Source organism: Zoogloea sp. (genome assembly GCF_041908905.1).
Classification (GTDB): Bacteria; Pseudomonadota; Gammaproteobacteria; order Burkholderiales; family Rhodocyclaceae; genus Zoogloea.
The window spans coordinates 15,627-34,165 of sequence record NZ_JAYREK010000009.1 but is presented as its reverse complement, the minus strand read 5'-3'; the positions used below and the strand labels follow the sequence as shown (position 1 = coordinate 34,165).

The window sequence follows — 18,539 nt, the reverse complement described above, 5'->3', positions numbered from 1 at the left end:
AGTCTCGGTGCGTGAGCGCCATGAAAAAAGCCGACGCGTGCGTCGGCTTCGGAGCGGGCTGTGCCGGGCTGGGGCTTACTTGACGGCGGCCTTGCTGCGCAGTTCGGCGATGTGCTTCTCGACGCGCTGCTGCTCGAGGCGCTGCTTGAGCTGGCCCTTGACCTCGTCGAAGGCGGGCGCCTTCAGCGGACGGGTGTCTTCGAGCTTGATGACGTGGTAGCCGAAGTCGGTCTTGACCGGGGTGGTGGTGTACTTGCCCTTCTCGAGCTTGGAGAGGGCGTCGGCGAAGGGCTTCACGAAGCTGGCCGGGTTGGCCCAGCCGAGGTCGCCGCCCTTGTCCTTGGAGCCCGGATCCTTAGACTGCTTGGCCAGGTCGTCGATCTTCTCGCCCTTGTCGAGCTTGGCGATGATGGCCTTGGCTTCTTCTTCCTTCTCGACCAGGATGTGGCGGGCCTTGTATTCCTTGTCGCCGAGCTGGCTCTTGATCTTGTCGTATTCGGCCTTGACGTCGGCGTCGCTCACCGGGTGGGCCTTCACGAAGTCCTGCAGGTAGGCACGGATCAGCACGGCCTGGCGGGCCATGTCCATCTGGGCCTGGACGGCCGCGGATTTGTCGAGGCTCTTCTTGCGGGCTTCCTGGCTCAGGACTTCGCGGCGGATCAGTTCTTCCTTGACGGCCGCGCGCAGTTGCTCCGAATCGGGAGCGCCCTGGCTCTTCTGCTCCGTGACCAGCAGATCGGCGCGGGACTGGGGAATGGCGGTGCCGTTCACGGTGGCGACGTTCTGGGCGAATGCCGGCAGCGCGATGGCGGCGGCAATGAGGGACACGGCCAGACGGGTCGGGACGATTTTCATCAGTTTTCCTTGCTTGGTGGAGCGGATTGAAAGTTTACAGCTCTTCAGGGCTGCGTGCCTGGATCGCGAGGGCGTGGATGTCCCGTCGCATGAGGTCGCCGAGCGCATCGTAAATCATCCGGTGGCGGGCGACGGTGTTTTTGCCCGCGAAGGCGGGGGCCACGATGGCCAGCCGGAAGTGCTTGCCCCCGGCGCGGGCACCCGCGTGGCCGGCGTGGAGGGCGCTGTCGTCGATCAGCTCGAGCTGAGTCGGGGCGAGGGCGGCGAGCCGCTGGCGGATTTCGGCTTCGAGGCTCACGGCAGGGTCTTCCGGAAGGGCTTGACCGTGCAGCTGCTGAACACGCCCGTGGTCATGTAGGGGTCGGCCGCGGCCCATGCCTCGGCGTCGGCGAGGGAGGGGAATTCGGCGATGATGACGCTCCCGGTGAAGCCCGCCGGGCCGGGGTCGTTGGCGTCGATGGCGGGGCAGGGGCCGGCCAGCACGAGGCGGCCGTCGGCCTGCAGCGCCTGCAGGCGGGCCACATGCTCGCCGCGGGCGGCCAGGCGCTTGTCCAGGGAGCCGGGGGCGTCTTCGCCGATCAGCACATACAGCATTACTTGGGTTCCTCTTCGATGTAGCGGGACAAGAACATTCCCTGGGCCAGGACGAACACGAGCATCAGGCCCATGCCGCCGAACAGCTTGAAGTTGACCCAGGTGTCTTCGGAAAAGTTGTAGGCGACGAGCAGGTTGAGGCCGCCCATCAGTGCGAAGAAGCCGGCCCAGGCCAGGTTGAGGGGGCTCCACAGGGGATCGGGCAGCTTCATCTGCGCTTCGAGCATGGTGCGGATGAGGTTCTTGCGCAGCCCGTAGGCCGACACCAGCAGCGCCGCGGCGAAGAACCAGTAGAGCACCGTGGGTTTCCACTTGATGAAGGTCGGGTTGTGGAAGAACAGCGTGGCGCCACCGAAGATCGTGACGATCGCCAGGCTGACCCACAGCATGGTGTCGACCTTGCGATGGCGGAACCACACCCAGCTGATCTGCCCGATGGTGGCCACGATGGCGACGGCGGTCGCCGCGAAGATGCCGGCAAACTTGTAGGCGACGAAGAACAGGATGATCGGGAACAGGTCGAACAGGAATTTCATCGGTCGGGGGCGGGCGGTTACGGGGCGAGGTGTTTCAGACCGGATCGGCGTGGTTGCGCATGTGGTCGGCGAGCCCTTCGATGGCGCCCCACAGGCGGTCGCGCAGGGGGCCTTCGGCGAGGCATTCGTCGAAGGCCATGCGCATGCACAGCAGCCACTGGTCACGCTCGGCGCTGGCGATGCGGAAGGGCAGGTGGCGGGCCCGCAGGCGCGGATGGCCGAACTCCTGCTCGTAGAGCGGCGGGCCGCCCAGCCAGCCCGAAAGATATTTGAAGAGCTTCTCCTCGGAGCCGGAGAGGTCTTCGGGGTGCATCTGGCGGACGTCCCAGGCCTCGGGCAGGGTGTCCATCAGGGTGTAGAAGCGGTGCACCAGCGTACGAATGATGTCTTCGCCGCCCAGCTGGCCGTAGGGGGTGTCGGGATCAGGCGCCATGGACTTCACGGCTGTCGGGGCGGCCGCAGCGCAGGTTGGCGGGGAGGGCTTCGTCGATCAACCTGGGCGGGGCGAGGTCGAGGTTGGCCATGATCTCGATGAATTCCTGGCGGCTGCGCCCGGCGAGGCGCGGGTTGCCGAGCTTCTCCTGGCCGATGCAGGATACCCGCGCGCCCTTGTAGTCGTGGCCGGGGTAGACCAGCGTCTCGTCGGGGAGCGTGAACAGGCGCTGGGTGATGCTGTCGTAGAGCTGGCCGGCATTGCCGCCCTGGAAGTCGGTGCGCCCGCAGCCGCCGATCATCAGGGAGTCGCCGGTGAACAGCCGGTCGCGCCAGTGGTAGGTGACGCAGCCGGGCGTGTGGCCGGGGGTGGGGATGACGCGGATGACTTCGCTGCCGAAGACGATGGCGTCCCCGTCTCGGAGCTGACGGTCGGCGCAGCCGATGCCGCCCGCCGCGCTGACAGCGCTGCGGGCGCCGGTCATCTCGCGCAGGCCGGCGGCGCCGGTGATGTGGTCGGCGTGGACGTGCGTCTCCAGCACCCAGGCCAGCTGCAGCTCCTGCTCCTGCAGGAAGGTGAGATAGGCGCCGAGGTGTTCCTTCACGGAGTCGATGATGACCGCCTCGCCGCTGAGGGGGTCGGCGAGAAGATAGGTGAGGGTGGAGCTGGTCGGATCGAAGAACTGATGGAACAGGATCATGGGGCGCCCGCGGTGAATATGCTTGCCTCGATTCTAGCTTTAACTCAGGCCTTTGGTGCGGCCGGAAGCTCAATGCAGGCGTCCAGTCCGCCGCCGGGGCGGGCGCCGAGACGAAATTCACCGTTCTGCCCGCGCACGCTCCGATCGACGATGGCCAGCCCGAGGCCGGAGCCCTTGGTGTTGCTGCGTGCGGATTCCAGGCGGGTGAAGGGGCGCTTGACCCGTTCGGCCTCGTCGGGGGGGATGCCGGGGCCGCGGTCGAGGACGTGGATCGTCGGTTTGCCCGCCGGGCTGCCGACCTCCAGCTCGGGGGCCTGGCCGGCGTAGTGGATGGCGTTCTCGATCAGGTTGGTGAGGGCCCGGCGCAGCGCCTGGGGCCGCGCGAGGGCGAGGGCCGCGCCCCGGTGATCCACCGCAATGGTGAAGCCGCGCCGGGCGTAGAGTGCCGCCAGCTCGTCGGCCAGGGCGGCGAGGTCGAGGGCTTCGGGCTGCTCGCCGCCGTCCTTTTTCGAGAACTCCAGGAACTGGTTGATGATGCGGTCCATGTCTTCGATGTCGGAGACCATCGCGTCCACCTCGGCCGGGTCGGCACCGCACATCTCGATGCCCAGCCGCAGACGGGCGAGTGGGGTGCGCAGATCGTGGGAGACGCCGGCCAGGATCAGTGCCCGGTCGGCGTCGAGCTGCTGCAGGTCGTGGGCCATCTGGTTGAAGGCGTGGGCCAGGTCGGCCACCTCGGCCGGGCCGCTCTCGCTGAGGCGGGGCGGCATTTCGCCGCGCCCCACCGTGCGGGCGGCGAGCGCCATGGCCCTCAGGGGGCGGTTGAGCCGCGACACGATCGCGTAGGCGCCGAGCATCGCCAGGCTGAGGGCGGCCAGGCCCCACCACATCCATTCCCGGGCATGGGGGCGGATGACCCGCTCGATGGGCAGCATCACCCAGAAATCCTCGGCGTCGGCCGGGTCGTCGGCGCCGATGCGGAAGCTCACCCAGAAGCCGGAGAGACCTTCCCACGAGGCGGCGAAGCGGGTGTCGGCGCCGAGCTGCAGGCGCACCTCGCGGGTGACGAGGCGCAGCACCGGGGTGTCGTCCATCGGCGTGGTCTTGTCCTGGGCTTCGGCGGGGTAGATGCGGATGCCCTCGAGGGTGGCGAGATCGAGGAGCAGGTCCTTGCGCAGGGCCGGGTCGGCGTTGAGCAGCGCGGTGCGGGTCAGGTTGATGATGCTGACCACCGTCTGGGCCGTCTGGCGGGCCTGGCTGAGCTGGTCGAAGTGGCTGAAGATGGCCGACCACACGGCCACCGAGGCCAGCATCAGTACCGTGACCAGCAGGAAGATGCGCCACAGCAGGGTTCGCGGCGCCGCCAGCAGGAAGGCGCGGTAGCGGGGCTCCACGATGACTCCGGGCGGGGCTTACTGGCTGTGCTTGTTGCCGTCGGGGACGAAGACGTAACCGAAGCCCCACACCGTCTGCAGGTAGCGGGGCTTGCTCGGGTCTTCCTCGATCAGCTTGCGCAGCCGCGAGATCTGCACGTCGATCGAGCGGTCGAAGACGTCGTACTCGCGGCCGCGGGCGAGTTCCATCAGGCGGTCGCGGGAGAGGGGCTGGCGTGGGTGCTGGAGCAGCACCTTGAGCAGCGCGAACTCGCCGGTGGTGAGCAGGGTCTCCTCGCCGTTGCGGATCAGGATGCGGGTGCCCAGCTGCACCACGATGTTGCCGAAGTGCACGTCCTCGTCGTCGCTGGCGGGGGCGCCGGGCGGCGTCTGGGGCTGGCGGCGCAGCACCGCGTGGATGCGCGCGACCAGCTCGCGGGGGTTGAAGGGCTTGGGCAGGTAGTCGTCGGCCCCCATCTCGAGGCCGACGATGCGGTCCACGTCGTCGCCCTTGGCGGTCAGCATCACGATGGGGATCTGGTTGTTGGTGCCGCGCAGGCGCCGGCAGATCGACAGGCCGTCCTCGCCGGGCAGCATGAGGTCCAGCACCATCAGGTCGAAATGCTCGCGCAACAGGGCGCGATCCATCTGGGCGGCATCGCTCACCGTCTTGACGTTGAAGCCCTGCTCGCCGAGGTAGCGCTTGAGCAGGTCGCGCAGGCGGAGGTCGTCGTCGACGACGAGGATGCGAAAGCTTTCTTTTTCCATGGGGCGAATCCTAGCGCCTCCCTCGCCGGGCGGCTAGCCGGGGCTGCACGGGCGAGTAAGTAAAGGTAAACGAAGGTGCGCCGCATACATCCCCTTACAAAGCCCGCCACCGTCCGCGGCCGGGGCTGCGAGAATGCTTCCAGAGACTCCGAGACTGCCCGGAATGCGTCATTACGGGTTAGCATTCACGCCATGGGAGCGAGTGTTCTGTGACAAAGAAGTATCTTCGTGCCGCCTTGGTCGGAGTGGTCGTGGCGGCCTGCCTGGATGGTGGTGTGGCGCTGGCCCAATGGGCCGGTGCGGAGCGTCCTGCGCCGCTGGGGCGTGCCCTCGGTCTGCAGGAACGCCCGGCCGGCGAGGTGCCGTCCTTCATGGCCGACGGCGCGCGCCGGGATTCCGACGAGGGGCGCAACCCCCGCCGCCTGTCCCCCGAAGAGCGTCGCCAGTTGCGGCGCGACGTCCAGGATGCCGGCCGCGACGTGTACAGCAAGCCCCCCCATCACCCCCATCTGCAGCGCTGAGTTCCGGGCGCCGCCGGGCGCGGCGTTTCCCCGTCCGCGCGCCATCTGCGCCGCCCCCGGCTGCCAAGGGGCGGTAGAATGCGGGCGCTATGAAGATCCTTGCCCTCGAAACCTCCACCGAGACCGCCTCCGTCGCGTTGCTGGACGGCGATCGTCTGCACGAGCGCAGCGTGGCCGGCCGGCCTGGCCATTCCGAAACCATCCTCCCCGAGATCCGCCGCCTGCTCGACGAAGCCGGCGTGCCCCTTGAGGCCCTCGACGCCATCGCCTTCGGAGCCGGCCCGGGCGCCTTCACGGGCCTGCGCCTGGCCTGCGGCGTGGCCCAGGGCCTGGCGATGGGCCTCGGCAAGCCGGTGATCCCGGTCGGGACGCTGGCCGCGCTGGCGAGCCAGTGCCCCCACGACGCGATCTTCGTTGCGGCGGACGCGCGCATGTCCGAGGTTTACTTTGCGGCCTACCGCCGTGTCGGTACCGCGCTCCAGGAGTGCCAGGCGCCCGCCTGCGCCGCACCGGCGGGGGTCGCGCTGCCCGCCGAAGGCGAGTGGTTCGGTTTCGGCTCCGCCTTCAGGGCCTACGGCGACGCGCTGCTGCCGGCGCTGGGCCCGCGGCTCGCCGGCCACGACGGCGCGCCCGTTCCGCTGGCTTCAAGCGTGGCCCGCCTGGCGGCCGAGCGCTTCGCGCACGGTGAGGTCGTCGATGCGGCGCTGGCGGCGCCCCTCTATGTGCGCGACAAGGTGGCCCTCACCACCGCCGAACGCCTGGCGAGCGGAGGCAAGGCGTGAGCGCGCCCCTGGCAGCGCCGGCCGCAGGCGTGGCGGGCCTGCACTTCCGGCCGATGCAAGAGGCCGACCTGCCATGGGTGGCCGCCCGCGACGCCGAGCTCTATCCGTTTCCGTGGTCCCAGGGCAATTTTGCCGATTCGATGGCCGCCGGCTACGCCTGCTGGGTGATGCTCGACGGCGCCGAGCCGGTCGGCTACGGCGTGCTGATGATGGTGATCGACGAGGCCCACATCCTCAACATCAGCGTGGTGGCCAGCCGCCAGCGCGGCGGCCTCGGGCGGCGCCTGCTCGGGCATTTCGCCGACGTTGCCCGGACCAACGGCGCGCGCCGCCTGCTGCTCGAGGTGCGGCCGTCCAACGGGCCGGCCCTCGCGCTCTACGAGCGGGCCGGCTTCCAGACCATCGGCCGCCGCAAGGGCTATTACCCGGCGGTGGGCGGCCGCGAGGACGGGCTCGTGATGAGCCTCGCCCTGTGAGCGCTCCGATGACCCGGCGCCGCGACGCGATCCTCCGCGAGATAGGCCTGGCGCCCCTGTGGCGCCTGCGCGGCGCCGCCGAGGAGGTCGAGGAACCCGCCGTGCAGCCGCCGGCAGCGACGCTCGAAGCGCCGCCGCCGCGCGCGCCGGAGCTGCCGCGCACGCAGGCCGCTCCGGCGGGGGCGCCCCGGCGGCCGGTCGGCACGCCGCCCACCCCGCAGCCTGTGCTGGTCGCGCCGCCCGAGCCCGGCCCGGCGCCTGGCGCCGACGTCTCCGGCCTGGGCTGGGACGAACTCGAGGCGCGCATCCGCGGCTGCGAGGCCTGCGGGCTGTGCCGGCGCCGCAAGCAGGCCGTGCCCGGCGTGGGCGACCGGGAGGCCGACTGGCTGTTCGTCGGCGAGGGGCCCGGAGCCGAGGAGGATGAGCGGGGCGAGCCCTTCGTGGGCCAGGCCGGGCGCCTGCTCGATGCGATGCTCGCCACCATCGGCCTGCAGCGCGGGCACGACGTGTACATCGCCAACGCGGTCAAATGCCGTCCGCCCAACAACCGCACACCCGAGGCCGACGAGCTGGCGGCCTGCTTCCCCTATCTGCGTCGCCAGATCGAGCTGATCAAGCCGCGGCTGATCGTCGCCCTCGGCCGCCCGGCGGCCCAGGCGCTGCTCAACCAGGAGGTCAAGATCTCGGCGGCCCGCGGCCGGACCTTCCGCTACGGCGACATTCCGGTGGTGGTCACCTACCATCCGGCCTACCTGCTGCGTAACCAGCCCGACAAGGCAAAAGCCTGGGAAGACCTCTGTTTTGCCCGCAAGACCATGCGGGCGCTGCGGGACGAGGCGTGATCGTCCCTTGCAAGATTTGATCTTCGCTGCTGCGGCGCCGGCCGGTGGTGGTTAAAATGACTTCAGCGTAAGGGCGGCAGCCGGCCGCCGGTTCATTTTTCGAGGACACATCATGCGCATCAAGCTCTTCCTGTCCCTGCTGCTGTCGGCGCTGCTGCTCTCCGGCTGCGGCTACAACCAGATCCAGATCAACGACGAGCAGGTCAACGCCGCCTGGTCCGAGGTGCTCAACCAGTACAAGCGCCGCGCCGACCTGATCCCCAACCTCGTGCAGGTGGTCCAGGGCTACGCGGCCCACGAGAAGGAGGTGCTGACCCGCGTCACCGAGGCCCGCGCCAACGTGGCCGGCATGAAGGTGACGCCGGAGCTGGTGAACGACCCCGAGGCGATGGCCCGCTTCCAGAAGGCCCAGGGCGAGCTCTCCGGCGCCCTGTCGCGGCTGCTGGTGGTGGCCGAGAACTACCCCAACCTCAAGGCTGACGCGAGCTTCCGTGATCTCCAGGCCCAGCTCGAAGGCACCGAGAACCGCATCACCGTGGCCCGCAACCGCTACATCAAGTCGGTGCAGGAGTACAACGTCTCGGTGCGCACCTTCCCGAACAACCTCACCGCGATGGTCATCGGCGCCCGGGCCAAGGCCAATTTCGCCGTCGACAACGAAGCCGCCATCAGCGCGCCGCCGAAGGTCGACTTCGGCACCGCGCCGGCCCCTGCCAAGCCGGCGGCCCAGTAAGCTGAAGCCGGCTCGCGCCATGCGCCACGCGCTGCGGCTGCCGCTCCATCTGATCTTCGCGGCGGCGCTGTTCGTGCTGCTGACGGGCGGTGCGCGGGCCCAGGATGTCCAGCCGCTGCCCGCCCTGACGGCCCACGTCACCGACACCATCGGGCTGTTGCCTGCGGATCGGCGGGCGGCCGTCGAGGCGCGGCTGGCGGCGCTGGAGCGCGAGAAGGGCGCCCAGGTGGCGGTGCTGCTGGTGGCGACGACCCGCCCGGAGGCCATCGAGGAGTACTCGATCCGGGTTGCCGAGGCCTGGCGCCTGGGCCGCCGGAGCGTGGACGACGGGGTGCTTTTCGTGGTGGCGCGGGACGACCGGCGGATGCGCATCGAGGTCGGGCGGGGGCTGGAGGGGGCGATCCCCGACGCCATCGCCAAGCGCATCATCGCCGAGGTGGTGACGCCCCATTTCAAGGCGGGCGATTTTCCCGGCGGGGTCGAGGCGGGTGTCGAGGCGATCGCCGCCCGGGTCTCCGGCGAGCCGTTGCCGGCACCGGTCGCCGGTGGGCCGGCGGGCGACGCGCCGATGGGCTTCGAGGAGGTGCTGGTGCTCGGCATGATCGGCACCATCGTGATCGGCAGTGTCCTGCGGGCCGTCTTCGGGCGCCTGCTGGGGGCCACCCTGGCCGCGGGCATCGTCGGCGCGGGGGCATGGATGCTCACCGGGGCCCTGCTGATCGGCCTCGTCGGCGGGCTGCTGGCCTTCGTGTTCATCCTCGTGATGGGCGCCGGCGGCGGTGGGCGGCATACCGGCGGGCCGTGGAGCGGCGGTGGCGGCTTCGGTGGCGGTGGCTTTGGCCGCGGTGGCGGTGGCGGCTGGTCCGGTGGGGGCGGCGGCTTTGGCGGCGGCGGCGCCTCGGGAGGGTGGTGAGATGCGGCTGAGGCGTGTTCTGCGGCACCTGCTGATGCCGTCCTGGCGGGTCGATCGGGTGTTCACGCCGGCGGTGATGACGGCCATCGAGCAGGCGGTGCGGGCGTCGGAGGCGCGCCACCGGGGCGAGATCCGCTTTGCGGTCGAGGGCGGGCTCGATTTTCCGCTGCTGCGGCATGATGTCGATACCCGCCAGCGGGCCGTCGAGGTGTTCTCGCAGCTGCGGGTGTGGGACACCGAGGAGAACACCGGCGTGCTGATCTACGTGCAGTGGGTGGACCGCCGCGTGGAGATCGTTGCCGACCGGGGCATCGCCCGGCGGGTGCCCCAGGCCGCCTGGGAGGCGGTCTGTCGCCAACTGGAGGCGGCCTTCCGCGAGGGGCGCTACGGCCCCGGGGCGGTGGCCGCGGTGATTGCCGTGGGCGACCTGCTCGCCGGCCCGTTTCCGGCGGGCCCCGGCAACCCCGACGAGCTGCCCGACCGGCCGGTCCGGCTCTGACGCCCGCGGCGCAGGTTCAGCTGCTGCCCTGCAGCGGCGTGCTCTGGCCGATGCTGAAGTACAGGCTGGCGCCCTTGCCGACTTCCCCTTCGGCCCACACCTCGCCGCCGTGGCGGCGCACGATGCGGGCGACGGTGGCGAGCCCGATCCCGGTGCCCGGAAACTCCCGGTCGGAATGCAGGCGCTGGAAGGGGCGGAAGAGGTTCTCCTTGTAGCGCATGTCGAAGCCGGCGCCGTTGTCGCGGACCACGAAGGCGTCCACGCCGGCGTGGCGGGTGGCCTCGAAGCGGATCTCGGGGGTGGCGACGCGGCCGGTGAACTTCCAGGCGTTGCCCAGCAGGTTTTCGAGCACGGTGCGCATCAGGCTGGGGTCGCCGTCAACGCATAGCCCCGGGGCGATGTCGACCTTCACCGGGCGTGCCGGGTCCTGCTGGCGGAACTCCTCGCAGATCGCCTGGGCCAGGGCGGTGAGGTCCACCGGCCGGCGTTCGAGCTCCTTGCGGCTGACCCGCGACAGGGTCAGCAGGTCGTCGATCAGCTGGCCCATCCGATGGACCGCCGAGCGCACCCGGCGCAGCAGCTCCTTGGCGTCGTCGTCGAGGTTGTCGCCGTAGTCCGAGCCGAGGATGGCGCTGTAGCCTTCGATGGCGCGGAGCGGGGCGCGGAGGTCGTGGGACACGGAGTAGCTGAAGGATTCGAGTTCGCTGAGGGTGGCGCTGAGCTGGGAGGTGCGCTCGGCGACCCGCCGTTCGAGCTCCTGGTTGAGGCGCTTGATCGCCCGCTCGGCGAACTTGCGCTCGGTCAGGTCGGTGCCGACCCCGACGATGTGGGGCTTGCCCTCGAGCACCACCCGGCGCGCCACCACCAGGAAGGGCACCGGATCGGCCCGGTGGCGCCGCAGCATGACCTCGGCGGAAGTCTCGCCGGTGCTCAGCGCGGATTCGATGCGGTGGGTCATCACCGCCTCCTGCTCGGGGATCACCAGGCTGCCGGCCGGGGCGTGCTGCAGGTGGGTGGCGTCGAGGCCGGTGAGCTCGCTGACGAAGCGGTTCCACAGCACCAGCCGGCCCTGCGCGTCGAACAGGAAGAAGGGCGCGGGCAGGCTGTCGATGAGGCCGCGGGAAAAATCCCGCTCGGCCTTCAGTTGTTCCTCGGCGCGCTTGCGGGCCGTGATGTCGCTGATCGCCCCGACGATGCGCACCGCGCGGCCGCTGGCGTCCCGGTGGGCGAGGCCCCGGGCGAGCACCCAGTGGAAGCGGCCGTCCTTGTCGGCCACCCGGTATTCGGACTCGAAATGCGTCGTCTCGCCGCGCAGGTGGGCGATCACGTCGGCGCGGTAGTGGGCGCGGTCGTCCGGGTGGATGAGCTTCAGCCACTCGGCGCCGGTGGTCCGCACGGCCTCGCTGTGCAGGCCCAGCAGCGCCAGCAGGCGGGGCGAGAGGTAGAGCAGCTGGGTGTTCGGGTCCCAGTCCCAGAGGCCCTCGTTGGCGCCGGGCTGGGCCAGCATGTAGCGCTCCCTGGCCTCCCGCCGCTGTTCGTCGGTGATCGGGAAGGTCGAGCGGTCCTCGACGATGCCGACCCCGCCGTAGATGTGGCCGGCCACGTCCCGCTCGGGGGCCACGTGGATCGACAGCAGGTGCGGCTCCGGCGACAGGGGGGTGGACACCGGGCCGTCGTAGGCGCCGCGCTGGCCGAGCAGGGCGCGCTGCAGGATGGACAGTACGTTGAGGGTGTCGATGCCGTGGAGGTCGAAGCCCTGGATGCGCTCCGGCGTCACGGCGAGGATCTCGGCCAGCCGCGTGTTGCTGTAGGTGATCCGCAGATCGGGGCCGAAGTGGAAGATGCCGACCGGCGAGTTCTCGACGAGGGCGCGGTAGCGCACGGTGGTGCCTGCGCCGCCCGGGGTCGCGGAGCGATCGCTGGCTTCGTCCTGGATGATCAGCACTGCGCCGGTCTGCCCGGTTGCGCCGGGGATGGCGGCGCTGCGCACGGACACCGGGTGGCGGCGCCCCTGGCGGTCGATGAACTGGGCGGCAGTCCAGGCAAGCGCCCCTTCGTCGGGCCCGCCGGGCGTCAGGCTGAGGGGTTCGCTCGTCACGCCGCCGACCACCGGAAAGACGTGGGCGAGGCGCTCGCCGCCGGCTTCATAGGTGGTCCAGCCGGTGAGGGACTCGGCGACCGGGTTGAGCAGCGTGACGCGGCCCTGGCCGTCGGTCACGATGACGCCGTCGCGGATGTGCCGCAGGGTGACTTCGAGGCAGCCCCAGCCGTCGCCCGGCGGGGCGGGTTCGGCGGAGCGGGGGGCACAGGGCGTGTCCTGCGAACCCTGTGTCGGTTCGGTAGGGGGTGGGCACGGCATTGTCGGAGCCTGTCTTTTCACGATGCTGCTTTAAAATCCCGAACCGAGCTTTCAGGTAAGGTCTTCAGTTTCACATGACTCTCTTCAGTCCAGAGCAGGACGCGGCCTTCATGCGCGAGGCCATCGGGCTGGCCCAGGAGGCCGGTCGCGTCGGCGAGGTGCCGGTGGGCGCCCTGGTCGTGGCCGCCGACGGCCGCGTCGTGGGCCGCGGTTTCAACCAGCCGATCCTGCGCCACGATCCCACCGCCCACGCCGAGGTGATGGCGCTGCGGGCCGCCGCCGAGGCCGTGGGCAACTACCGCCTGCCCGGCTGCGCGTTGTACGTGACCCTCGAGCCGTGCGTGATGTGCGCGGGGGCGATCATGCATGCCCGCATCGGGCGGGTGGTGTTTGGCGCCCGTGACCCCAAAACGGGTGTTGCGGGTAGCGTACTCGATCTTTTCGCCGAAACGCGCCTAAATCATCACGCCGAGGTGGCTGGTGGCGTGCTGGCGGAGGCGTGTGGCGGCCTTTTATCGTCCTTTTTTGCGGCCCGGCGCAAGCGGGCCGGAGCGTGAGCCCCGTGGAGATCGTGATCGACATCCCTTCCCAGACCCTCTCCCTGATCGGCGGCGACGGTGCGTGCATCCGCCGTTACCAGGTGTCCACCGCCCGCAACGGGGCCGGCGAGCTGAGCGGGAGCCACTGCACGCCGCGGGGCCGTCACATCGTGCGTGCCCGCATCGGCGCAGGCGCGCCGCTCGGCGCGGCCTTCCGCGGCCGCCGCCCGACCGGCGAGGTGTGGACCCCCGAGCTGGCCGCCACCCACCCGGCGCGCGACTGGATCCTGACCCGCATCCTGTGGTTGTCCGGCACCGAGCCCGGGCGCAACCGCCTCGGCGAGGTGGATTCGATGCGCCGCTACATCTACATCCACGGCACGCCCGACACCGAGCCGATGGGGGTGCCCCTGTCGATCGGCTGCGTGCGCATGCGCAACCGGGACGTGGCCGAGCTGTTCGATCTGGTGCCGGCAGGAACAAAGGTGGACATCCGGGCATGAGCGGCCCGCTGGTCGATGTCCGGTTGGGCGGCTGGGACGCGCTGGCGGCCCAGGCCGCGCCGATCCGCTTCCGGGTGTTCGTGGACGAGCAGCGGGTGCCGGCCGAGATGGAGCTGGACGAGTTCGACGCGGTGTCGTGCCACGCGCTGGCGCTGGTCGACGACGAGCCGGTGGGAACCGGCCGCCTGCTGCCCGACAGCCACATCGGGCGGATGGCGGTGTTGCCCGGGTGGCGCGGCCACGGGGTCGGCGCGGCGCTGCTGCAGGCGCTGATCGCCGAGGCGGGCCGCCGCGGCATGGCGCGGCTGGTGCTGAGCGCCCAGACCCATGCGCTGGGGTTCTACGCGCGCTTCGGTTTTGTGCCGGAGGGGGAGGTGTATGAGGAGGCTGGCCTTCCGCACCAGGTGATGACGCGGGAGGGTTGAGGGGCCTCGCTGTCGGAGGCCAGCGGGCTGGTGCTTGGCTGGCGTTCCGTTGGCGGGGGCGTGGTTCCATGGCCAGGTGTGCAAAGCCGCGTGTTGCCTGGTCTCCATCAGCGACCCGCAAACAATCGGCGGTGCAACGCGGGTCCTGCAACCGCGCCCCGACGACCAGATGGGGGCGTCAGGAATCATTGTGCCGCCGTGTCGGCCTCCGCTGCCGGGCGGGCGCGGAGATGCTGGCGGAACCACTCGATCGCTCCGTCGGCGGCGTCGTCGAGGGCGCCGGGCTCGCGGAAGAAGTCGTCGGTGCCGGCCAGGGGGTACCAGTCCTTGATGCACTCCAGCAGGTCGTAGGCCTGGCGCAGGCTGGCCAGGCCGTCGTCGCGGTCCCCGGCGATCACGCGGGTCGGGCAGCTCAGCTGGCGCAGTGGGCCGATGCCGGCGAGGTCCGGCCGGCCGCCGCGGCAGACCAGGGCGCCGATCATCTCGGGCTCCTTCGCCACCGCGCGCACCGCCGCGGCGCTGCCGGTGCCGCTGGCCACCAGGCCGATCGGCAGGCCGGTGAGGGGCGGCTGGTGGCGCAGCCATTCGAACACCGCGCCGATCCGGGTGCCGAGCAACGGGGCGTTGTAGCGGGTGTCCGGGTCGCGGCTTTCCTCGTAGCGGGTGAGCAGGTCGAAGAGCAGGGTGGCGTAGCCGGCCTGCTGCAGGCGCTGCACGAAGTGGGCCTCGCGGGAGTCGCGGTGGCGGCCGACGGCGGTCTGGGCGACGAGGATCAGGCCGGGGGCGTCGGGGGCGTGGGCCTGCATGGCTTCCAGCCAGACCGGGCCGGCGGCGATGCTGAGGGCGCTGTGGCGCAGTTTCATCATGGTCGAGCGGTGATGCCTTGGGTGCCGTCGACGATGGCAGAACCTAGAATGGGCGCACGTGTACTGGGACACGCTGAGGCCCGAAAGCCCCGTGGAATTCGCCAAAGCGCCCGGCGATGGAGTGCCCGCAGGCCTGGCAGGCGCCGTGGGCGTCGAGGCGGTAGGCCAGGATGGCGTACCAGTCGCGCTCGATCACCCGAGCGCCGCAGCCGGGGCAGAAGGTGGTGCCGCCCTCGGGGTCGTGCACGTTGCCCGTGTAGACGTAGTGCAGGCCGGCGTCGCGGGCGATCTGGCGGGCGCGGGTGAGGGTGGCCGGCGGGGTGGGCGGCAGCTGGTCGAGCTTGTAGTCGGGGTGGAAGGCGGTGAAGTGCAGGGGCACGTCGGGCCCCATCTCGGTGGCGACCCACCGGGCGAGGGCGGTGATCTCGGCGTCGGCGTCGTTGAGGCCGGGGATCAGCAGGGTGGTGATCTCGACCCACACGTCGGTCTCGTGGTGCAGCCAGCTGAGGGTGTCGAGCACCGGGGCGAGGTGGCCGCCGCACTGGTGTACGTAGAAGTCGTCGGTGAAGGCCTTGAGGTCGACGTTGGCGGCGTCCATCACCGCGTAGAAGTCGCGACGCGCCTCGGGGTGGATGTAGCCGGCGGTCACCGCGACGGTGGCGACGCCCTGCGCATGGCAGGCGACGGCGGTGTCGATGGCGTATTCGGCAAAGATCACCGGGTCGTTGTAGGTGAAGGCGACGCTGCGGCAGCCGTGTTCGGAGGCCACCCGCGCGATCTCGGCGGGGGAGGCGGCATCCATCAGCCGGTCCATGTCGCGGCTCTTGGAGATGTCCCAGTTCTGGCAGAACTTGCAGGCCAGGTTGCAGCCCGCGGTGCCGAACGAGAACACGCTGGAGCCGGGGTGGAAGTGGTTGAGGGGCTTCTTCTCGATGGGGTCGATGCAGAAGCCGGAGCTGCGGCCGTAGGTGGTGAGCACCATCCTGCCGCCGACCATCTGGCGCACGAAGCAGGCGCCGCGCTGGCCTTCGTGGAGCCGGCAATCCCGAGGACACAGGTCGCACTGGATACGGCCATCATCAAGGGCATGCCAGTAACGCGCGGGATGCTTGTCCATGGTCTTACTCCTGGTTGGCGCCCTCGTGCCATTTGCGGACGTGGTAGCGGGCGATCATCACGTTGGGGCCCCAGAAATCCGGCGGCAGCCCGGCCTTCTGCTTGAGGGCGGCCATGAAGAGGCGGCGCTCGGGCAGTTGTTCCCACACCTGGGGCAGGAAGGTGGCGCGCTGGCAGCCGTTGAAGAAGATCACCCCGTCGCGCCCGGGCTCCAGCTGGGCGAGGGCGTCGGCCTCGTCGCGGAACTCGATGAAGTCGGGCTCGGTGAGCAGCGACACCTCGACCCGCACTTCGGCAAACTCGGCCGCCGTCAGCGGCGGGAAGCGCGGGTCGCGCAGCGCCGCGGCGACGGCGTTGTCGCGCACGTCCTGGCCCAGCGGGCGGTGGGCGTTGAGGCTGCCGATGCAGCCGCGCAGCTCGCCGCCCAGGGTGAGGGTGACGAAGGTGGCGCCGCGGCCGGCGAGCCGGGGGTCATCCGGCGCGTCGGGGGCGGGCAGCCCCAGCGCGTCGGCGATGGCCCGGCGGGCCTGGGCGAGCAGAATCTGGCCAAGCTCGGTGTCAGTGGTGGGCATGGTTGCTGTCGTCCGAGAAGGCGATGGAGGCGTAGCCGACCACCCGGCTGCGGTCGCCGGCGGTGTCACCCGAATTGCGCAGGTCGAGCAGATGGGGCGTGAGGTGGTGGCGCCGGGCGGCCAGCAGCAGGCCGTTGATCGCGTTGGCGCCGCAGGCCTGCTCGCCGTCGAGGGTGGCGTCGAGCTGGCGGATCTGGGCGATGGTGGCCTGGTCGTGGAACTGGGCCTGGCGGTAGGAGTGGTAGTGGGAGAGGTCGGAGCTGATGACGATCAGGGTCTCCGGCCCGCCCCACAGGGCCTCCAGCACGGCGGCGACCTGCTGCGGCTCGGCGTCGCCGACGGCGACCGGCAGGATGGTGAAGTGATCGAGGGTGGATTGCAGGAAGGGCAGCTGCACCTCGATGGCGTGCTCCTCGGCGTGGGGGCGGTCGTCCACCACGACGCCGGGCAGCGCGCTCGCGGCCAGCCAGGCGTCCCGGTCCACCGCCACGGCGCCCAGCGGGGTGACGAAGGACTGGGACGCCGGCACCGCCATCCCCCGCACGTAAACCCGGTGGGTGGGGCACAGGATGAGCACGCGCCGGATCACGTCGCGGCGGCGGGTGAGCTCGGAATAGGCGCTGGCGGCCACCGCGCCGGAGTAGATGTAGCCGGCGTGGGGCACCACCACGGCCTTGGGGGCGGTGACCACCTCGCCGGGCACCGCCGAGGCCAGGAAGCCGGCGACCTGGGCGTGCAGGCTGTGGGGGTCGGCCGGGTAGAACAGCCCGGCTACGGCGGGCAGGCGTTGCGAGACTTGAGCCATGATTTTCGTGTCCCGAAGGTGCGAGAGAATGCTTTCATTATAGGGATGTATTCAGCAGCCAGATGATTCCCCCGGCAAGGCCCGCGCCGACGGCGAACATGCCCACCACCACCCGGCGCGCCAGCTCGGCGCCGCCGAGCAGGAAGGTGAGGAAGGTCTTGAAGCCCAGGTTGGCGAGCATGGCCAGCAGGATGGAGATCGCGGTGGCCATCCCTTCGATCTTCTGCAGGTTGTAGAGGCGCAGGGTGGACAGGGCGATCGCGTCCACGTCGGTGAGGCCCGAGGCGAAGGCGAGCAGGTACAGCCCGCCGCGTCCGGCGATCTCCGACAGCCAGGCGGCGCACAGCAGCACCCCGGCGTAGAGGGCGCCGAAGCCGAGGGCGGCGCGCAGCTCGGTGGGGTTGCGGGTCTGGGGAACCGGCAGCTCGCCCTGGCTGGCCAGCTGCCGCCAGTCGAGGCCGATCACCACCGCGCCGATGAGCACCGCCAGCAGGCTGCCGGGCACCAGCAGGCTGACCGCCGAAGGCGACAGGGCCCAGGCGATGGCCAGCACGCGCAGCACCATGATCAGGTTGGCGAGCAGGATCACCAGGGTGGCGGTCGAGGCCATCGCCGGGTTCTCGCGGGCGTGGCGGGAGAACACCATCGTGGTGGCGGTGCTCGACACCAGCCCGCCCATCAGGCCCAGGAGCGGCGCGCCGTAGCGGGCGCCCACGAAGCGCAGGGCCGCGTAGCCGGCCAGGCTGACGCCGGAGATCAGCACCACCATCATCCACACCTGGTGCGGGTTGATCGCGTCGTAGGGCCCGAAGCCCCGGTTGGGCAGGATCGGCAGCACGATCAGCGACAGCACCGAGAACTGCAGCACCGAGCGCCAGTCCTGGCTGGTCAGGCGCGAGGCGACGCCGCGCAGCTCCGACTTGAAGTAGAGCAGCATCGTCGAGCCGACGGCGGCCATCACCGCGATCCGCCCGTAGCCGAGCCACACCATGGCGCCCAGGCAGTAGCAGACGAGGAGGGCGACCACCGAGGTGGTGCCCGGGTCGTTGGGCTCCGGCTGGCGGAAGTTGGCGGCGATGATCATCACCGCCACCAGCACGAAGCCGGCGATCATGAGCGCCGGGGTGGCGAAGTGTTCGCCGAGCAGGCTCGACAGGGCTCCGAGCAGGCCGGTGAGGCCGAAGGTGCGCACGCCGGCGAGGGCCGCCGGGCGGCGCTCGCGTTCGAGGCCCATCAGGAGGCCGATCAGCGTCGCCAGGCCGAGCGCCTCAAGCTGGCGCGGTTCGAAGGGCAGGGAGAACAGCACGGTGGGCACCTCCACGGCGGTGA

At 70.6% G+C, this 18,539-nt stretch carries 24 protein-coding genes; 10 read left to right on the top strand and 14 right to left on the bottom strand.

The annotated features are described in order from the left end of the window. Positions 1-75: 75 nt before the first annotated feature. Genes ACE3OU_RS07615 through ompR form a run of 8 tightly spaced genes read right to left on the bottom strand, consistent with a single transcriptional unit; the run spans position 76 to position 5,259 of the window. Entirely contained in the window at positions 76-855 is a 780-nt protein-coding gene (locus ACE3OU_RS07615) for a peptidyl-prolyl cis-trans isomerase (RefSeq protein ID WP_374240946.1), read from the bottom strand. A 34-nt stretch (positions 856-889) separates the two neighbouring features. After that, positions 890-1,153, bottom strand: coding sequence for a BolA family protein (locus ACE3OU_RS07610; protein ID WP_374240945.1), 264 nt, complete (start codon positions 1,151-1,153; stop codon positions 890-892). Then, entirely contained in the window at positions 1,150-1,449 is a 300-nt protein-coding gene (locus ACE3OU_RS07605; RefSeq protein WP_374240944.1) for a YciI family protein, read from the bottom strand. Before ACE3OU_RS07605 ends, ACE3OU_RS07610 begins: the two co-directional genes overlap by 4 nt. Next, entirely contained in the window at positions 1,449-1,985 is a 537-nt protein-coding gene (locus ACE3OU_RS07600; protein ID WP_374240943.1) for a septation protein A, read from the bottom strand. Before ACE3OU_RS07600 ends, ACE3OU_RS07605 begins: the two co-directional genes overlap by 1 nt. A gap of 34 nt (positions 1,986-2,019) precedes the next feature. Further along, positions 2,020-2,418, bottom strand: coding sequence for a group II truncated hemoglobin (locus ACE3OU_RS07595; RefSeq protein ID WP_374240942.1), 399 nt, complete (start codon positions 2,416-2,418; stop codon positions 2,020-2,022). Next, entirely contained in the window at positions 2,408-3,118 is a 711-nt protein-coding gene (locus ACE3OU_RS07590) for an MBL fold metallo-hydrolase (protein ID WP_374240941.1), read from the bottom strand. Before ACE3OU_RS07590 ends, ACE3OU_RS07595 begins: the two co-directional genes overlap by 11 nt. Before the next feature lie 44 nt (positions 3,119-3,162). Then, positions 3,163-4,512 (bottom strand): ATP-binding protein, encoded by a 1,350-nt coding sequence (locus ACE3OU_RS07585; RefSeq protein WP_374240940.1) that lies wholly within the window; start codon positions 4,510-4,512, stop codon positions 3,163-3,165. 18 nt (positions 4,513-4,530) lie between these two features. After that, positions 4,531-5,259, bottom strand: a complete 729-nt coding sequence (gene ompR / locus ACE3OU_RS07580; protein WP_374240939.1) for a two-component system response regulator OmpR — start codon at positions 5,257-5,259, stop codon at positions 4,531-4,533. Positions 5,260-5,510: 251 nt separating this feature from the next. Here ompR and ACE3OU_RS07575 point away from each other — a divergent pair, with 251 nt between their 5' ends. From ACE3OU_RS07575 to ACE3OU_RS07545, 7 genes are all read left to right on the top strand, one after another. Beyond that, entirely contained in the window at positions 5,511-5,780 is a 270-nt protein-coding gene (locus tag ACE3OU_RS07575; protein ID WP_374240938.1) for a hypothetical protein, read from the top strand. An 89-nt stretch (positions 5,781-5,869) separates the two neighbouring features. Continuing rightward, a complete protein-coding gene (tsaB, locus tag ACE3OU_RS07570) occupies positions 5,870-6,562 on the top strand; it encodes a tRNA (adenosine(37)-N6)-threonylcarbamoyltransferase complex dimerization subunit type 1 TsaB (RefSeq protein ID WP_374240937.1) in 693 nt (230 codons plus the stop codon). Continuing rightward, positions 6,559-7,038, top strand: coding sequence for a ribosomal protein S18-alanine N-acetyltransferase (gene rimI, locus ACE3OU_RS07565; protein WP_374240936.1), 480 nt, complete (start codon positions 6,559-6,561; stop codon positions 7,036-7,038). The genes tsaB and rimI overlap by 4 nt, the downstream gene beginning before the upstream one ends. Positions 7,039-7,046: 8 nt before the next feature. Then, the gene (locus tag ACE3OU_RS07560; protein ID WP_374240935.1) at positions 7,047-7,880 is read left to right on the top strand and encodes a uracil-DNA glycosylase family protein; all 834 of its coding nucleotides are present in this window, start codon (positions 7,047-7,049) and stop codon (positions 7,878-7,880) included. Between the two features lie 112 nt (positions 7,881-7,992). Next, the gene (locus ACE3OU_RS07555; protein ID WP_374240934.1) at positions 7,993-8,613 is read left to right on the top strand and encodes a LemA family protein; all 621 of its coding nucleotides are present in this window, start codon (positions 7,993-7,995) and stop codon (positions 8,611-8,613) included. A gap of 19 nt (positions 8,614-8,632) precedes the next feature. Continuing rightward, positions 8,633-9,526: a YgcG family protein gene (locus ACE3OU_RS07550; protein ID WP_374240933.1), complete on the top strand. Its 894-nt coding sequence runs from the start codon at positions 8,633-8,635 to the stop codon at positions 9,524-9,526. A gap of 1 nt (position 9,527) precedes the next feature. Then, positions 9,528-10,025, top strand: coding sequence for a TPM domain-containing protein (locus ACE3OU_RS07545; protein ID WP_374240932.1), 498 nt, complete (start codon positions 9,528-9,530; stop codon positions 10,023-10,025). A 16-nt stretch (positions 10,026-10,041) separates the two neighbouring features. On the opposite strand, the gene ACE3OU_RS07540 is transcribed toward ACE3OU_RS07545, so the two are convergent. After that, complete coding sequence (locus ACE3OU_RS07540) at positions 10,042-12,384, bottom strand: PAS domain S-box protein (RefSeq protein WP_374240931.1); 2,343 nt, start codon at positions 12,382-12,384, stop codon at positions 10,042-10,044. A 74-nt stretch (positions 12,385-12,458) separates the two neighbouring features. Here ACE3OU_RS07540 and tadA point away from each other — a divergent pair, with 74 nt between their 5' ends. From tadA to ACE3OU_RS07525, 3 genes are read left to right on the top strand one after another with little or no spacing between them, the layout of a single operon-like run. Continuing rightward, positions 12,459-12,941, top strand: coding sequence for a tRNA adenosine(34) deaminase TadA (gene tadA, locus ACE3OU_RS07535; RefSeq protein WP_374240930.1), 483 nt, complete (start codon positions 12,459-12,461; stop codon positions 12,939-12,941). 5 nt (positions 12,942-12,946) lie between these two features. Next, complete coding sequence (locus tag ACE3OU_RS07530) at positions 12,947-13,426, top strand: L,D-transpeptidase family protein (RefSeq protein WP_374240929.1); 480 nt, start codon at positions 12,947-12,949, stop codon at positions 13,424-13,426. Further along, the gene (locus ACE3OU_RS07525) at positions 13,423-13,851 is read left to right on the top strand and encodes a GNAT family N-acetyltransferase (RefSeq protein ID WP_374240928.1); all 429 of its coding nucleotides are present in this window, start codon (positions 13,423-13,425) and stop codon (positions 13,849-13,851) included. Before ACE3OU_RS07530 ends, ACE3OU_RS07525 begins: the two co-directional genes overlap by 4 nt. A gap of 185 nt (positions 13,852-14,036) precedes the next feature. Here the strand turns inward: ACE3OU_RS07525 and ACE3OU_RS07520 are convergent, their stop codons facing one another. Genes ACE3OU_RS07520 through ACE3OU_RS07500 form a run of 5 tightly spaced genes read right to left on the bottom strand, consistent with a single transcriptional unit; the run spans position 14,037 to position 18,516 of the window. Next, positions 14,037-14,717: a dienelactone hydrolase family protein gene (locus ACE3OU_RS07520; RefSeq protein ID WP_374240927.1), complete on the bottom strand. Its 681-nt coding sequence runs from the start codon at positions 14,715-14,717 to the stop codon at positions 14,037-14,039. A 43-nt stretch (positions 14,718-14,760) separates the two neighbouring features. Further along, on the bottom strand, positions 14,761-15,834 hold the full coding sequence (amrS, locus tag ACE3OU_RS07515) for an AmmeMemoRadiSam system radical SAM enzyme (protein WP_374240926.1): 1,074 nt from the start codon (positions 15,832-15,834) through the stop codon (positions 14,761-14,763). A gap of 4 nt (positions 15,835-15,838) precedes the next feature. Continuing rightward, positions 15,839-16,405: an AmmeMemoRadiSam system protein A gene (amrA, locus tag ACE3OU_RS07510; protein WP_374240925.1), complete on the bottom strand. Its 567-nt coding sequence runs from the start codon at positions 16,403-16,405 to the stop codon at positions 15,839-15,841. Beyond that, complete coding sequence (gene amrB / locus ACE3OU_RS07505; protein WP_374240924.1) at positions 16,392-17,210, bottom strand: AmmeMemoRadiSam system protein B; 819 nt, start codon at positions 17,208-17,210, stop codon at positions 16,392-16,394. Before amrB ends, amrA begins: the two co-directional genes overlap by 14 nt. A 37-nt stretch (positions 17,211-17,247) precedes the next feature. Then, the gene (locus tag ACE3OU_RS07500) at positions 17,248-18,516 is read right to left on the bottom strand and encodes an MgtC/SapB family protein (protein ID WP_374240923.1); all 1,269 of its coding nucleotides are present in this window, start codon (positions 18,514-18,516) and stop codon (positions 17,248-17,250) included. Positions 18,517-18,539: the final 23 nt, after the last annotated feature.

Bases quoted from the DNA above. Each gene is read 5' to 3' on its own strand.
- ompR (WP_374240939.1), bottom strand. From the start codon at position 5,259: ATGGAAAAAGAAAGCTTTCGCATCCTCGTCGTCGACGACGACCTCCGC.
- amrA (WP_374240925.1), bottom strand. From the start codon at position 16,405: ATGCCCACCACTGACACCGAGCTTGGCCAGATTCTGCTCGCCCAGGCC.
- tsaB (WP_374240937.1), top strand. From the start codon at position 5,870: ATGAAGATCCTTGCCCTCGAAACCTCCACCGAGACCGCCTCCGTCGCG.
- ACE3OU_RS07555 (WP_374240934.1), top strand. From the start codon at position 7,993: ATGCGCATCAAGCTCTTCCTGTCCCTGCTGCTGTCGGCGCTGCTGCTC.
- ACE3OU_RS07615 (WP_374240946.1), bottom strand. From the start codon at position 855: ATGAAAATCGTCCCGACCCGTCTGGCCGTGTCCCTCATTGCCGCCGCC.
- amrS (WP_374240926.1), bottom strand. From the start codon at position 15,834: ATGGACAAGCATCCCGCGCGTTACTGGCATGCCCTTGATGATGGCCGT.
- ACE3OU_RS07595 (WP_374240942.1), bottom strand. From the start codon at position 2,418: ATGGCGCCTGATCCCGACACCCCCTACGGCCAGCTGGGCGGCGAAGAC.
- ACE3OU_RS07520 (WP_374240927.1), bottom strand. From the start codon at position 14,717: ATGATGAAACTGCGCCACAGCGCCCTCAGCATCGCCGCCGGCCCGGTC.
- amrB (WP_374240924.1), bottom strand. From the start codon at position 17,210: ATGGCTCAAGTCTCGCAACGCCTGCCCGCCGTAGCCGGGCTGTTCTAC.
- ACE3OU_RS07540 (WP_374240931.1), bottom strand. From the start codon at position 12,384: ATGCCGTGCCCACCCCCTACCGAACCGACACAGGGTTCGCAGGACACG.
- ACE3OU_RS07560 (WP_374240935.1), top strand. From the start codon at position 7,047: ATGACCCGGCGCCGCGACGCGATCCTCCGCGAGATAGGCCTGGCGCCC.
- ACE3OU_RS07590 (WP_374240941.1), bottom strand. From the start codon at position 3,118: ATGATCCTGTTCCATCAGTTCTTCGATCCGACCAGCTCCACCCTCACC.
- ACE3OU_RS07545 (WP_374240932.1), top strand. From the start codon at position 9,528: ATGCGGCTGAGGCGTGTTCTGCGGCACCTGCTGATGCCGTCCTGGCGG.
- ACE3OU_RS07550 (WP_374240933.1), top strand. From the start codon at position 8,633: ATGCGCCACGCGCTGCGGCTGCCGCTCCATCTGATCTTCGCGGCGGCG.
- ACE3OU_RS07600 (WP_374240943.1), bottom strand. From the start codon at position 1,985: ATGAAATTCCTGTTCGACCTGTTCCCGATCATCCTGTTCTTCGTCGCC.
- ACE3OU_RS07605 (WP_374240944.1), bottom strand. From the start codon at position 1,449: ATGCTGTATGTGCTGATCGGCGAAGACGCCCCCGGCTCCCTGGACAAG.
- tadA (WP_374240930.1), top strand. From the start codon at position 12,459: ATGACTCTCTTCAGTCCAGAGCAGGACGCGGCCTTCATGCGCGAGGCC.
- ACE3OU_RS07525 (WP_374240928.1), top strand. From the start codon at position 13,423: ATGAGCGGCCCGCTGGTCGATGTCCGGTTGGGCGGCTGGGACGCGCTG.